10 protein-coding genes are annotated in these 12,559 nt (G+C 66.2%); 5 read left to right on the top strand and 5 right to left on the bottom strand.

Annotated elements, in window-relative coordinates:
* Nucleotides 1-43: 43 nt before the first annotated feature.
* Nucleotides 44-895, top strand: a complete 852-nt coding sequence (locus ISS20_RS03040) for a TetR/AcrR family transcriptional regulator (RefSeq protein ID WP_291433563.1) — start codon at nt 44-46, stop codon at nt 893-895.
* Nucleotides 896-993: 98 nt separating this feature from the next.
* Here ISS20_RS03040 and ISS20_RS03035 read toward each other — a convergent pair whose 3' ends face one another.
* The 4 genes from ISS20_RS03035 to ISS20_RS03020 form a co-directional block, all read right to left on the bottom strand.
* Nucleotides 994-2,211: a type I restriction-modification enzyme R subunit C-terminal domain-containing protein gene (locus tag ISS20_RS03035; RefSeq protein WP_291433561.1), complete on the bottom strand. Its 1,218-nt coding sequence runs from the start codon at nt 2,209-2,211 to the stop codon at nt 994-996.
* The gene (locus tag ISS20_RS03030; protein WP_291433559.1) at nt 2,208-3,770 is read right to left on the bottom strand and encodes a class I SAM-dependent DNA methyltransferase; all 1,563 of its coding nucleotides are present in this window, start codon (nt 3,768-3,770) and stop codon (nt 2,208-2,210) included. Before ISS20_RS03030 ends, ISS20_RS03035 begins: the two co-directional genes overlap by 4 nt.
* Before the next feature lie 122 nt (nt 3,771-3,892).
* Complete coding sequence (cueR, locus tag ISS20_RS03025) at nt 3,893-4,435, bottom strand: Cu(I)-responsive transcriptional regulator (protein WP_291433557.1); 543 nt, start codon at nt 4,433-4,435, stop codon at nt 3,893-3,895.
* 32 nt (nt 4,436-4,467) lie between these two features.
* Nucleotides 4,468-4,671 (bottom strand): cation transporter, encoded by a 204-nt coding sequence (locus tag ISS20_RS03020; RefSeq protein WP_291433555.1) that lies wholly within the window; start codon nt 4,669-4,671, stop codon nt 4,468-4,470.
* A 166-nt stretch (nt 4,672-4,837) separates the two neighbouring features.
* On the opposite strand from ISS20_RS03020, the gene ISS20_RS03015 reads away from it, so the two are divergent.
* From ISS20_RS03015 to ISS20_RS03005, 3 genes are all read left to right on the top strand, one after another.
* Nucleotides 4,838-7,099, top strand: coding sequence for a heavy metal translocating P-type ATPase (locus tag ISS20_RS03015; RefSeq protein ID WP_291433553.1), 2,262 nt, complete (start codon nt 4,838-4,840; stop codon nt 7,097-7,099).
* 119 nt (nt 7,100-7,218) lie between these two features.
* Entirely contained in the window at nt 7,219-8,886 is a 1,668-nt protein-coding gene (locus ISS20_RS03010) for a methyl-accepting chemotaxis protein (protein WP_291433551.1), read from the top strand.
* A 314-nt stretch (nt 8,887-9,200) separates the two neighbouring features.
* Nucleotides 9,201-9,788 carry a hemerythrin domain-containing protein gene (locus ISS20_RS03005; protein WP_291433549.1) on the top strand — a complete coding sequence of 196 codons (588 nt, stop codon included), beginning with the start codon at nt 9,201-9,203 and terminating at the stop codon, nt 9,786-9,788.
* A gap of 187 nt (nt 9,789-9,975) precedes the next feature.
* On the opposite strand, the gene ISS20_RS03000 is transcribed toward ISS20_RS03005, so the two are convergent.
* Nucleotides 9,976-11,079: an alkene reductase gene (locus ISS20_RS03000; protein WP_291433547.1), complete on the bottom strand. Its 1,104-nt coding sequence runs from the start codon at nt 11,077-11,079 to the stop codon at nt 9,976-9,978.
* Nucleotides 11,080-11,249: 170 nt separating this feature from the next.
* On the opposite strand from ISS20_RS03000, the gene ISS20_RS02995 reads away from it, so the two are divergent.
* Nucleotides 11,250-12,476, top strand: a complete 1,227-nt coding sequence (locus tag ISS20_RS02995; protein ID WP_291433546.1) for a YbfB/YjiJ family MFS transporter — start codon at nt 11,250-11,252, stop codon at nt 12,474-12,476.
* Nucleotides 12,477-12,559: the final 83 nt, after the last annotated feature.

The following is a 12,559-nucleotide window of genomic DNA, read 5'->3' as shown; positions in this document are numbered from 1 at the left end:
CGACCCTCATCAGCATCCGTACTTTCCCGAGGAACTGCCATCCATGCCCCACGCCAAAGTGGCACCCCGCCGCCGCAGCGCCACCTCCACCGCCGCAGCGCCGTCTTCTTCACCCGCTGCCAAGCGGGCTGCGCCGGTCAAAGCGGCCAAGCAGGCCAAGGCCGTGCCTGCGCGCGCCCAGGCCGCAGCGACTTCGCCCTGGCCCCCGGTGTCGCACCGCGAGCGCCAGCGCGAGGCCAAGCGCAACGCCGTGCTGCAGGCGGCGGCCCAGTTGTTCAACGAGCGCGGCTTCCACGCCACCTCGCTCGACGACATCGCCGCGCGCCTGAACGTGACCAAGCCCACGCTGTACTACTACGTGAAGAACAAGGACGAGATCCTGCTGCAGTGCGTGCGCCAGGGCCTGGACATGATGCTGGAGGGCATCGAGGCATCGCGTGCCGCTGGCGGCAAGGCCATTGACCAGCTCATGACCTGCATGCAGGTGTACGCGCGCATCGTCACCATGGACTTCGGCATGTGCCTGATCCGCGTGGGCGACGAGCAGCTGCCGCCTGAGAGCCGCAAGGAGCTGCGGCGCCTCAAGTCCGCCATCGACCAGGAGTTTCGCCGCCTGGTGGCCGAGGGCGTGGCAGAAGGATCGCTGCAGCCGTGCGACCCGAAGATGACGGCCTTTGTGATTGCGGGCGCCCTGAGCTGGATCGGCCGCTGGTACCAGCCGGGCGGCGAGTACACGCCCGAGCAGGTGGCACAGCAGTGCATAGCAACGTTGTGTGATGGGGTGCTGCGACGCTCTGCGGAAAACACTGCGCTGGACGCAGCCGCTGTGCCTGCCTCCAAGCGCAAGGCGGCTGGTGGCAAAGCCAAGACTGCTGTCCGGCCCAACGGAGGCTGATGCGCTTCATCAGGCCAGAATTCAAGCCAAATTGGCCTCTAGCGCTTGATGGATAAGCGCTAGCAGCTATTTATTTGATAGTGATTGGTTGGCTGCGCTCAGGCTGCTGCCTGCTGCAGCTCCAATCCCTGCAGCGCCCGAAACAGCTGTTCGACCTTGCTGCCGTCAAACACGCCATCCGGCCCTTGGGCATGGATGTCGGTAAACGGTGACTCATACAACCGTGCTGCAGGCATGGCACCGTGCTCGGTCAGGTGCTGCACGATTTCTTCGACGAACTGCAGCTGGCTCGCGCTGGCGGTGCCTGCTGCAATCAGGTTGGCAAATGCCGCCATGGCCGCTTCGCGGTCCAACCCGACCAAAGAACGCACAAACACCGGAAGGCTGGCATGTAGCGTGCGGGCCCGTTCGATATCGCCATCGGTGCCGCCCGCCTCGTGCAGCAGGGCTTCCAGCTCTTGCAGGTCTGCGGCGGTCAGGGGCTGGTTGCGGCGCAGCTTGTGCAGCGCCAGCCGGTCTTCGTGGGCGCGCAAAAACACCTTGGCCTTGGCGCGAAAACGGTCAAAGTCCACTGCGCTCGCCACCAGGGGCAAATCCACCTCGGCGGTCTCGCCAATCGCATCTTCAAAGTCGGTGTAGACCACCTTGCGGCTGCTTTTTTCGATGAGCTTGATCAGGCTGCGCAGCTTGCGCCGCGCCTGCTCCAGCATGGGCAAGGTCACGTCCTGCCACCACTCATCGCCCGCCACGGCCTCGATCAGCAGCAGGTGTTCGCGCACGCTGGGCACATTGGACAGCTCCAGCAGGCTGTTAGCCAGTTGTTGCACCTTGGTTTGCAGCCGCGCCAGCGCGGGTTCGCTGCGCAGCAGGGCCAGCTGGGTGTTCAGCAGCAGGGCGTCAAAGCGCTTGGCGTCTTCGTCATCGTCGCGCACTGCGGTGGGCAGCATCTCGCCAACTTTGGTTTCAAGCGCGCGGAACAGATATTTGACGTCTGCTTTGCTCGGGTCGGGAACGATGTGGCAAACAGCTTGATTCGTTGTGGCAGGCATGCCCAGAATGCCGAGGCGCCCCACGGTTGCGCCGTACATGGCTACTAGCAGGGCATTTGCGGGAACGAGCTTGACGCTGGTTTCTTTCAACGCTGCTTTGGTGATGTGCTCGTCCGTTGAAGTAATGATGGATTCACGCAATTCGCCGGATTTGACCCAAGGGATCGTTCCACCGTCGTAGTAACGCGCCATCTGGTCACGCGATGGTGTGGAGCCCGAGCCGGTTTCACAAAAGTCGCCGATACGAATGTTCTTGGTGGACGTCACTTCAACATCCCCTCCAATACCCCCATCCCCCGCGCAATTTCTTCTTCCAACGCCCGCAGCTCAACCAGTATGTCTTCGGGCTTGGTGTGCTTTACCACTGCATGCACCACTTCCTTGTACCGGTTGATGCTCAGGTCATACCCATTGGCTTCAATGTCGGCCTTGGGCACGCAAAAGCTCTGGGCGGTGCGGGGGCGGTCGCGTTCGGTGCCGCTTCTCTGGCCCCAGCGCTCCAGCACATCGGGCAGGTTGTTTTTGGCGTGCTCTGACTCTGATAGCTGGTTGCGCCCGCCCACAAAGCGCTGCAGGCCCAAAAGGTTGGCATCCAGCAGGGGTTGGCGTTTGTCGTCCAGGCTCCAGCCGTCGGCCTGCATGTCGTAGAACCACACGTTATCCGTGCCGCCGCTCATGGTTTTGGTGAAGAGCAGGATGGCGGTGCTGACGCCCGCGTAGGGCTTGAACACGCCGCCGGGCAGGCTGATGACGGCGTCGAGCTTTTGCTCTTCCACCAGCTTGCGGCGCAGTTCTTTGTGGGCCTTGCTGCTGCCGAAGAGCACGCCGTCGGGCACGATGACGGCGGCGCGCCCGCCGGTTTTGAGCAGGCGCAGGAAGAGGGCCAAGAAGAGCAGCTCGGTCTTTTTGGTTTTGACGATGCTTTGCAGGTCTTTGGCCGTGCTCTCGTGGTCGAGGCTGCCGGCAAAGGGCGGGTTGGCCAGGATGAGGCTGTAGGCATCGGCGTCGCCCGCTGCGCCTTGCGAGAGTGAGTCGCGGTATTCGATGGCGGGGTGCTCTACGCCGTGCAGCACCATGTTCATGCTGCCGATGCGCAGCATGGTGTTGTCAAAGTCGTACCCGTGGAACATGCCGTTGTGAAAGTGCGCGTTTTGTGCGGGCACGCGCAGCATGTCGGGGTAGGTGCGGCGCAGGTATTCGCCTGCGGCCACTAAAAAGCCGCAGGTGCCCGAGGCTGGGTCGCAAATGGTGTCTTGCGGTGTGGGGGCCGTCAGGGCCACAATCAAATCAATGATGTGGCGCGGGGTGCGGAACTGGCCGTTTTGCCCGGCAGAGGCGATTTTGCCGAGCATGTATTCGTACAGGTCGCCCTTGGTGTCGCGGTCGTCGAGCGGAATGGTGTCGAGCAAATCGACCACCTTGGCCAGCAGGCCGGGCGTGGGGATGGTGAAGCGGGCGCCCTGCATGTGGCGGGCAAAGGCCGACTCTGCCGCTGGGCCGCCCGAGGTTTGCAGGCCGCGCAGGAAGGGGAAGACCTGGTTGCTGAGCACGTCGAACATGTCGGCGGGCGCCATGTTCTTGAAGCGGGACCAGCGCATGTCGTCGTGTGCGCGGCCTTGCGCGTCGGTGCCCGTGGGGATGAGGTGCACGGGCTGGGTTTTGAGGCGCAGGGCTTTGTTGTCTTCGCGGGTCTGGTCGCTGTCGAGGGCGCGCAGAAAGAGCAGGTAGGTGATCTGCTCGATGACTTCGATGGGGTTGGCGATGCCGCCGGACCAGAAGGCGGCCCAGACTTGATCGACTTTGTTGCGCAGGTCACCAGTGAGCATGGGGCAGTCTGTGGGGGGCTGTGGGAAAGCCTGAGAGTCTGCCATGCGGAGCCGCCGGAGGCCCGGTGGGCTCAGTTTGGGGCCTTTTTTGCCCCAAGCGCTAGTCGAACATGCGCGAGTAGCTATTGATTTGGTAGCGTCTTGCGCGGTGCCCTGGGTGCTTGGTGTTCTGCCTGCCCTGCCGCCAGGTCATCCAATATCGGGCAGTCCGGCCGGTCGTTGCCCTTGCAGCACGACACCAGCGTTTGCAGGCTGCGCTGCATGGCCTGCATCTGGGCGATGCGTTCGTTCAGGTCGTCGATGTGCTGCTGCGCGATGCGCTTGACCTGGCTGCTGGCGCGGCTGCGGTCGTGCCACAGGCCCAGCAGCTCGGCGATTTCTTCCATCGAAAAGCCGAGGTCGCGGCTGCGGCGGATGAAGTGCAGGGCGTGCACGTCGGCCTCGGTGTACTGGCGGTAGCCGCTGTCGGTGCGGCCTACGCCTTCGACAAGGCCCAGCGATTCGTAGTGCCGCACCATGCGCGCCGAGATGCCCGCGCGCTGGGCAGCGACGCCGATGGGCACGGGCCAGGAGAGGGCGCGGGGCACTGTGGCGGCCTTGGTGCTGCTTTTACTGCCTTTGGCGGCTTGGCCCGTCGTGGTCCGCGTGGAATGGGGCGTGGTCATGGTGTGGCCCTCGCTGGGTGGGTGGATGGCGCTCAGGCCGCCACCGTGTAGCCTTCTTCGGCAATGGCGGCGGCCAGGGCTTCGCGCGGTGCGGTGCTGTCCACGTCCACCTTGCCGCTGGCGCGGTCGATGCGGACTTGGGCGTTGGGGTCTACCCGCTGCACGGCCTGGGTGACGGCGCGTTCGCAGTGGCCGCAGGTCATGCCCTGCACTTGGAATGTGGTGGTGGTTGCCATGGTGTGTCCTTGTGGTGGTTGGAGTACGGCCGTTGATGCGACCGAAGCGAATGTTGAAGCTTGACATCGTGGCAGAGTCAAACGCCGTTCAAGACACTCATGGTGTGAGGGTTGATCAATATCAATGCTTGACCTTGCCATCACGTCAAGGATCACTATCCCCGCCATGAACACCATCACCACAACCCCCAACACCGCGCCCGAGTCCGTCCACTCGCTGGACCTGGGCATTTCCGGCATGACCTGCGCAAGCTGTGTGGGCCGCGTGGAGCGTGCGCTGCGCAAGGTGCCGGGCGTGCAGGAGGCCTCGGTCAACCTGGCCACCGAATCCGCCCGCATTGCCTTTGCCACCAGCGTGGGCGCCGATGCTGCCGCCATGGAGGCACTGCTGCGCCGCGCGGTGCGCAATGCGGGCTACGAGCCGCGTGCGGCGGGGCAGGAGGATGCACCGGAAGACCTGTCGCCCTGGGCGGGCTTCATGCCCGTGGGCATCGGGCTGCTGCTGTCGGCGCCGCTGGTGTTGCCCATGATCGGTGACCTGTTCGGCCAGCACTGGATGTTGCCGGCCTGGGTGCAGTTTGTGCTGGCCACGCCGGTGCAGTTCATTCTGGGGGCACGCTTTTACAAGGCGGGCTGGCATGCGGCCAAGGCGCTGAGCGGCAACATGGACTTGCTGGTGGCGCTGGGCACCAGTGCGGGCTGGGGCCTGTCGATGTGGCTGTGGCTCACGGCGCCCACCGATCACCCAGGGCATGTGCCGCATCTGTACTTTGAGGCGTCGGCCGTGGTGGTCACGCTGGTGTTGCTGGGCAAGTGGCTGGAGTCGCGCGCCAAGCGGCAGACCACGGCCGCCATCCGCGCGCTGCATGCGCTGCGGCCGGATGTAGTGCACCTGCTGGGCAAAGATGGCGAGGTGGATGTGCCGGTGGCCGAGGTGCTGGTGGGCGACCAGCTGGTGGTGCGGCCCGGCGAGCGCATCCCCGTGGATGGCACGGTGCACGAGGGCCACACGCAGGTGGATGAATCCATGTTGACGGGTGAGCCCTTGCCCGTGGCGCGCGATGTGGGCGCGGCGCTGACGGGTGGCTCGATCAACGGCGATGGCCGCATCGTGATGGCGGTGACGGCCGTGGGCGCCGAGACGGTGCTGGCCCAGATCATCCGGCTGGTGGAAGACGCGCAGGCGGCCAAGGCGCCCATCCAGCGCCTGGTGGACCAGGTGTCGGCCATCTTCGTGCCCGTGGTGCTGGTGGTGGCGCTGGCCACGTTGCTGGGCTGGCTGTGGATGGGCGTGGGCATGGAGGCCGCGCTGATCCACGCTGTGGCCGTGATGGTGATTGCCTGCCCTTGTGCGCTGGGGCTGGCCACACCGGCGGCCATCATGGCGGGCACGGGCGTGGCAGCAAAGAACGGCATTTTGATCAAGGATGTGCAAGCCTTGGAGCTGGCCCACAAGGTGGATGTGGTGGCTTTTGACAAGACCGGCACGCTGACGGTGGGGCAGCCCCGGTTGACGGCGTTTGAGGTGGTGCCCGGCCTGGACGTTACGGCCGTGATGGCGGCGGTGGCTGCGGTGCAAAGCGGCAGCGAACACCCGCTGGCGCGTGCCGTGGTGGTGGCTGCGGGCGAGCGGAAGATCCGCGTGGCCACCGCGCAGGACGTGCGCGCCGTGCCTGGGCGCGGCACCGAGGGTGAGGTGGATGGCCAGAGCTATCTGGTGGGCAGCCTGCGCTGGATGCAGGAGCTGGGGGTGGACATGGGGGCGCTGTCAGCGCGGGCACAGCAGTTGCAGAACGATGGCGCCACCGTGTCGGCTGTGGCCCAGCGCGTGACCGAAGGGTTGGCGCTTCGTGCACTGATGGCCTTTGGTGATGAACCCAAGCCCGGTGCACGCGAGGCGCTGACTGCGCTGAAGGCGCGTGGCATCCGCACCGTGATGATCTCGGGCGACAACCGGGGCGCGGCCGAGGCGATGGCCCGGCGCCTGGGGCTGGACCCCGACGCGGGCGAGGTGATGGCCGAGGTGCTGCCGGGCGACAAGGCCGCGAAGGTGGTGGCGTTGCAACAAGGGCCTGATGGCAAGCGCCATCAAGTGGCGATGGTGGGCGACGGCGTTAACGATGCCCCGGCGCTCGCTGCTGCCGATGTGGGCATGGCCATGGGCAACGGCACCGACGTGGCCATGCACGCGGCGGGCATCACGCTGATGCGGGGCGACCCGATGCTGGTGGCCGCAGCGCTCGATATTTCGCACCGCACGGTGATGAAGATCCGCCAGAACCTGTTCTGGGCGTTTGCGTACAACGTGGCGGGCATTCCGCTGGCGGCGCTGGGCTTTCTGAGCCCGGTGGTGGCAGGGGCGGCCATGGCGCTGAGTTCGGTGAGCGTGATGGCGAATGCCCTCTTACTCAAGCGGTGGCGCATGTGATAAATACGTACAGCGCGGTCATCGATGTCTGGCAAACTGCAACGATTTGTTGCGAATCTGTGGCCCCGGGGGGGTTGGCTGCGGTCGCATTGGCATAGCTATATCAAGGACGACAGATCATGAATCTCTTCTCGCTCATGCGGCAGTTCACCATACGTTTGCGCATGCTGGGTGCTATTGGCGTGGTGCTGGGCCTGCTGGGACTGCTGGGGGGGGCGGGCATGCTGGGCATGTTCCGCATCCATGACATGAGCCAGAACTTCATGGACAACGCGTTCGTCAAGGTGAGCACCATGGCCGAGCTGCGTGGCGAGATGGGGGCCATCCGCCAGTTCGAGAAGGACATGATCATCGGCTACGAAAAGCCCGAGGCGGTGAAGGCTGCGCACACCAAGTGGCTGGCGAGCCATGAGAAGGCCAAGAAGATCGCAGGGACGTTCCTGGAAGGCGCGGACGATGCCGACAACGTGGTGGTGCGCAACATCATCACCAAGCTCGACAGCTATCGCGAGCTGTTTGCGCATGTTGCCCGCCAGCTGGAGGCCGGTGGCTACGACACAGCCACCATTGCCAACCGCATGAGCGGCAAGGCGGTGGCCGAGTTTGCCGAGGCCGACAAGTTGATGACCGAGCTGGACACCGTGCTGCGCAATGAGGTCAGCAAGGCCGTGGCGCAGCAAGGTGAGGTGTCCAACCAGACCAAGTGGCTGTTTGTGCTGGCCGTGCTGATCACGGTGGTGGTGGTGGTGCCCACCACGCTGATGAACATGAACTCCATCTGCCGTCCGCTGGAAGACGCACGCAAGATGGCGCAGGCCATTGCTGGTGGCGACCTGTCGCAGCACATTGCGGCCGAGGGCAAGGACGAGGTGGCTGACCTGCAGCGCGCGCTGCGCGACATGCAGCAGGGCCTGGGCGCGCTGGTGGCGCAGGTGCGTGATGCCAGCGGGAACATCGCCACCGCCAGCCAGGAGATCGCGACGGGCAACCAGGACCTGTCGCAGCGCACCGAGCAGACGGCCAGCAACGCGCAGGAGGCCGTGTCCTCGCTGTCACAGCTCACGTCCACGGTGCAGCAGACGGCATCGTCCTCGCAGATGGCCAACCAGCTGGCGGCTTCGGCCTCGCAGATGGCCACGCATGGCGGTGGCGTGGTGCAGCAGGCCGTGGCCAGCATGCACGAGATCTCGACATCGAGCCGCAAGATCGGCGACATCATCGGCCTGATCGACTCGATTGCTTTCCAGACCAACATCCTGGCGCTGAACGCGGCGGTGGAAGCCGCCCGTGCGGGCGAACAGGGCCGGGGATTTGCCGTGGTGGCCAGCGAGGTGCGCAGCCTGGCGCAGCGCAGCGCGGCAGCGGCCAGCGACATCAAGGGCCTGATCCAGAGTAGCGTGACGGCCGTGGACGGCGGCGTGCGCCATGTGGAAGAAGCCGGCACGGCCATGAAGGACATCGTGAGCAGCGTGCAGCGCGTGGGCGACATCATTGGCGAGATCACGGCGGCAGCGTCCGAGCAGTCGGCCGGCATCGGCCAGGTGAATAGCTCGGTGGGCGAGATCGACCGCATGACGCAGCAGAACGCCGCGCTGGTGGAAGAGTCTGCCGCTGCGGCCGAGTCGCTGCGCGAGCAGGCGGCGCGTCTGTCGCACGTGGTGCAGCAGTTCCGTCTGGCCGAATCGGCGGCCGGCTACGGCCACAGCGGCGCAGTGGCCGCACCGTATGCAGGGCAGCAACCCCAGGCGCTGGCATCAGGCCCCGCGCAGGCGCGCCTGACGCACTGACCGAGTCACTGATTGCTTGCGGGCCGTGCGCCGTTGATTGGCGCGGGCCCTGTTCAGCGTCTCTCCCACAAGCCCCGCAGGCCTGGTCAGCGGGGCTTTTTTGTGGGCGAAGCTGCCCGGCGGTTGCGAGTGGCTAGCAAAAATCCCCTGGCGTCGTTGTGCCGTCTTGCCTTACCGCCTGCACTGCCTGCGACGGAACGCCTCGCCAGGGCCGCTTCGCTGGGTTTAGTCAGCCACTCTTATTGACATGCGTCATGGGCGCGCCCGTGCGCGCGTGGCACCCTTGTGGTCTTGTTGAACCTGGGGAGTGCGCCATGCCGTCGATCAGTCTGCGAACCATTCGCGAGGAGCATGCGTCGCTCGCGGCGGTGCTGCATTCGCTGCGCCTGATGCTGGACCAGGGCCCGGGTGACGAACCTGCTGCGTTCTTTGACGTGATGCGGGCCATGCTGTTCTACATCGACGAGTTTCCCGAGCGCCAGCACCACCCCAAGGAGTCGCAGTGGCTGTTCCCCAGGGTGGCGGAGCGCTCACCTCAGGCGGCAGAGGCCATTGCGCAGCTGGAGCGCGACCACGCGGGCGGTGAGGCGGCGGTGCGCGAGTTGCAGCACCTGCTGCTGGGCTGGGAACTGATGGGCGATGCGCGCCGCGAGGCGTTTGCGCAGGCGCTGGAGCGCTACATCCGCTTTTACCTGGAACACATGCGCCTGGAAGAAACCGTGGTGCTGCCCGCCGCCCAGGAGACCCTGCAGCCGGGCGACTGGGCCGCCATCGACGCGGCCTTTGCCAGCAACACCAACCCGCTGGCCCCGGGCAAGTCGCGCGACGCGGCGTACGACCGGTTGTTCACGCGCATCGTGATGCGGGCGCCGAGCCCGATAGGATTGGGTTCACCCCCCTGAGCGGCTTCGCCGCTTCCCCCCGCTCTCGCTACGCTGCGCTGCGCGGGCAGTGGGACGCCGCCAGCGCACGCAAGCGCAGCGCTGCCTAAGCCGCTTGGCGGCCCTTGCGCGGTGGCCGCGTGCCTTGGCAGCGCCAGTTTCACCCGGCGTGTGCCAAGCACAGCAGCTTTGGCTTTATCCCGCAGTCTCAGGCGCTGAGCGCCGGGTAGTCCGTGTACCCCTCGGCACCGCCGCCATACAGCGTGGCGCGGTTCACCTCGTTGAGTGGGGCGTTGGCTTTCAGGCGCGCCACCAGGTCGGGGTTGGCAATGAAGGGCCGGCCAAAGGCCACGATGTCTGCACCGTGGGCCAGGGCGGTATCGGCCAGCTCGCGGGTGTAGGCGTTGTTGACCATCCACGCGCCCTTGCCACCCGCCGCACGGTAGGCGGCCTTGAGGGCGGCGTAGTCAAACGGGCGACCTTCCACCTCGCGCGGGCCACCGGTGGCGCCTTCGATGATGTGGATGTAGGCCAGGCCCAGCGGGCCCAGATGGCGCACCACGTGGTCGAACAGGGGCTGTGGGTCGGCGTCCACGATGTCGTTGGCAGGGGTGACGGGCGACAGGCGGATGCCGGTGCGGCCGCCGCCGATTTCCTCGACGATGGCGCGGGTCACTTCGAGGAGCAGGCGGGCGCGGTTGGCAATGCTGCCGCCGTAGTCGTCGGTGCGCTGGTTGGCACCGGTCTTGAGGAACTGGTCGATCAGGTAGCCGTTGGCCGCGTGGATCTCCACACCGTCAAAGCCCGAGGCAATGGCGTTGCGTGCGGCATGGCGGTAGTCCTGCACGATGCCGGGGATCTCTTCGGCATCGAGCGCGCGGGGCATGGAGGTCGGCGTGAAGGTGGGCACGCCGTCCTTGATGAGCACAGTCTTGGTGTTGGCCTGCACGGCCGAGGGCGCCACGGGTGCTGCGTTTCCGGGTTGCAGGTCGGTGTGCGACACACGGCCCACATGCCACAACTGCACCACGATCTTGCCGCCTGCCGCGTGCACGGCGTGGGTCACTTTCTTCCAGCCGTCGAGTTGCTCGGTGCCGTACAGGCCGGGCACGTCGGCATAGCCCTGGGCTTGCGGGCTGATCGCGGTGGCTTCGGAGATGATGAGACCGGCACTGGCGCGCTGTGCGTAGTAGGTGGCGACCAGGTCGGTGGGAATGGCCTCGGGTGAGCGGTTGCGCGTGAGCGGTGCCATGGCAATGCGGTTGGCCAGCTGGAGGTCGCCTGCGCGGGTGGGTTCAAACAAAGAGGTCATGGTGAGAGTCCTGAGAAAGACGATGTGCAAAAAAAGCAGCCTTACAGCTTAATGCTGCAGCGCAAAACGTGCAGCGCACTTGTGTCAACAAGGGCACAGGTTTTGTGTTAGCTGATCGCTCAGTCTGTCGCGCCAGCGGCGCTGCGGCCGTTGCACGAGAATGGACCGCCATGCCCTTGCCACTGCCCTCCGCACCGTTTCCCGTCTCCCCGTTGCGCAGCTTGTGGCTGGCCGTGGCCTTGTCGATGGGCGCCGCCATCTCGCTGGGCATCACGCGGTTTGCCTATGCCTTGTTGTTGCCGCCCATGCGGGAAGACCTGGGCTGGTCGTACACGCTGGCGGGCGGCATGAACACGGTGAACGCGCTGGGCTATCTGCTGGGCGCTCTGGCCACACCCTTGCTGTTGCGGCGTGTGGCCCCGGGGGCGGTGCTGGTGGCAGGTGCGGTGATGGCCACGGTGTTCATGGGCCTGAGCGGATTCTTCACGCAGGCGGTGCCCTTGCTGGTGCAGCGCCTGCTGGCCGGTGGGGCCAGTGCGCTGGTGTTCATTGCGGGTGGCCTGCTGGCGGCGCGGCTGGGCGCCCAGGTGCCGGGGCGCAGCGGTTTGTTGCTGGGCCTGTACTACGGCGGCACGGGCTGGGGCATCAGCCTGTCGGCCTTGCTGGTGCCTGCGGTGCTGGCGGTGGCCCCTGCGCCGCATGGTTGGACCTGGGCCTGGTGCGCGCTGGCGCTGGCCTGCGTGGCGGCCACGGTGGCGCTGCTGTGGCCTGCGCGGGTGTTGAACGGGCTGTCCGCACCCGTGGCGGCCGCACCCGGGAGCACACCTGCGGCCGCAGTGCCCGAGCGGGTGCGCTGGCGGGCGCTGGCCCCTGCGCTGCTGGGCTATGGCCTGTTTGGCGTGGGCTATATCGGCTACATGACCTTTGTGGTGGCGCTGCTGCGCGAGCAGGGTCGGGGTGCGGGCGAGGTGACGCTGTTCTATGCCCTGCTGGGGCTGGCCGTGGTGCTGTCGTCGCGCATCTGGGCCGGGCTGCTGGACCGCAGCCGGGGCGGCGAGGCACTGGCGCGCTTGAATGCGCTGTTGGGCTTGGCCACCATCCTGCCCGCCATCACGGGCGCGTGGCCGGTGGTGCTGGCGTCGGGGCTGCTGTTTGGCGGGGTGTTTTTGTCGGTGGTGGCATCGACCACAGCGCTGGTGCGGCACAACCTGCCGCAGGCGCTGTGGGCCAGCGGAATCAGCGCGTTCACCATCGTGTTTGCGGCCGGGCAGATCGTGGGGCCCACGGTGGTGGGCTGGATTGCCGATGGGCCCGGGGGCCTGGCGCGCGGGCTGGTGTTCTCGGCCTGCGCGTTGTGGGTGGGGGCGCTGGTGGCTTGGCGGCAGAAGCCGCTGTAGCGCAACTGGAGTTTTGGCCGCGCGTCGAGCTGCGCGCTCCCAATCGATACTGGCGGGACCTAGGCCAGGAACGCCGAGCAAGG

Source organism: Acidovorax sp. (assembly GCF_016783915.1).
In the GTDB taxonomy this organism is placed as follows: Bacteria; Pseudomonadota; Gammaproteobacteria; order Burkholderiales; family Burkholderiaceae_C; genus Acidovorax.
The sequence above is the reverse complement of the archived record's forward strand: the minus strand, read 5'-3'. Positions and strand labels throughout refer to the sequence as shown.

What these genes read in the sequence shown, in the direction of transcription:
- ISS20_RS03010 (WP_291433551.1), top strand. Translation starts at nt 7,219, where the DNA reads ATGAATCTCTTCTCGCTCATGCGGCAGTTCACCATACGTTTGCGCATG.
- ISS20_RS03020 (WP_291433555.1), bottom strand. Translation starts at nt 4,671, where the DNA reads ATGGCAACCACCACCACATTCCAAGTGCAGGGCATGACCTGCGGCCAC.
- ISS20_RS03040 (WP_291433563.1), top strand. Translation starts at nt 44, where the DNA reads ATGCCCCACGCCAAAGTGGCACCCCGCCGCCGCAGCGCCACCTCCACC.
- ISS20_RS03000 (WP_291433547.1), bottom strand. Translation starts at nt 11,079, where the DNA reads ATGACCTCTTTGTTTGAACCCACCCGCGCAGGCGACCTCCAGCTGGCC.
- ISS20_RS03015 (WP_291433553.1), top strand. Translation starts at nt 4,838, where the DNA reads ATGAACACCATCACCACAACCCCCAACACCGCGCCCGAGTCCGTCCAC.
- ISS20_RS02995 (WP_291433546.1), top strand. Translation starts at nt 11,250, where the DNA reads ATGCCCTTGCCACTGCCCTCCGCACCGTTTCCCGTCTCCCCGTTGCGC.
- cueR (WP_291433557.1), bottom strand. Translation starts at nt 4,435, where the DNA reads ATGACCACGCCCCATTCCACGCGGACCACGACGGGCCAAGCCGCCAAA.
- ISS20_RS03005 (WP_291433549.1), top strand. Translation starts at nt 9,201, where the DNA reads ATGCCGTCGATCAGTCTGCGAACCATTCGCGAGGAGCATGCGTCGCTC.
- ISS20_RS03030 (WP_291433559.1), bottom strand. Translation starts at nt 3,770, where the DNA reads ATGCTCACTGGTGACCTGCGCAACAAAGTCGATCAAGTCTGGGCCGCC.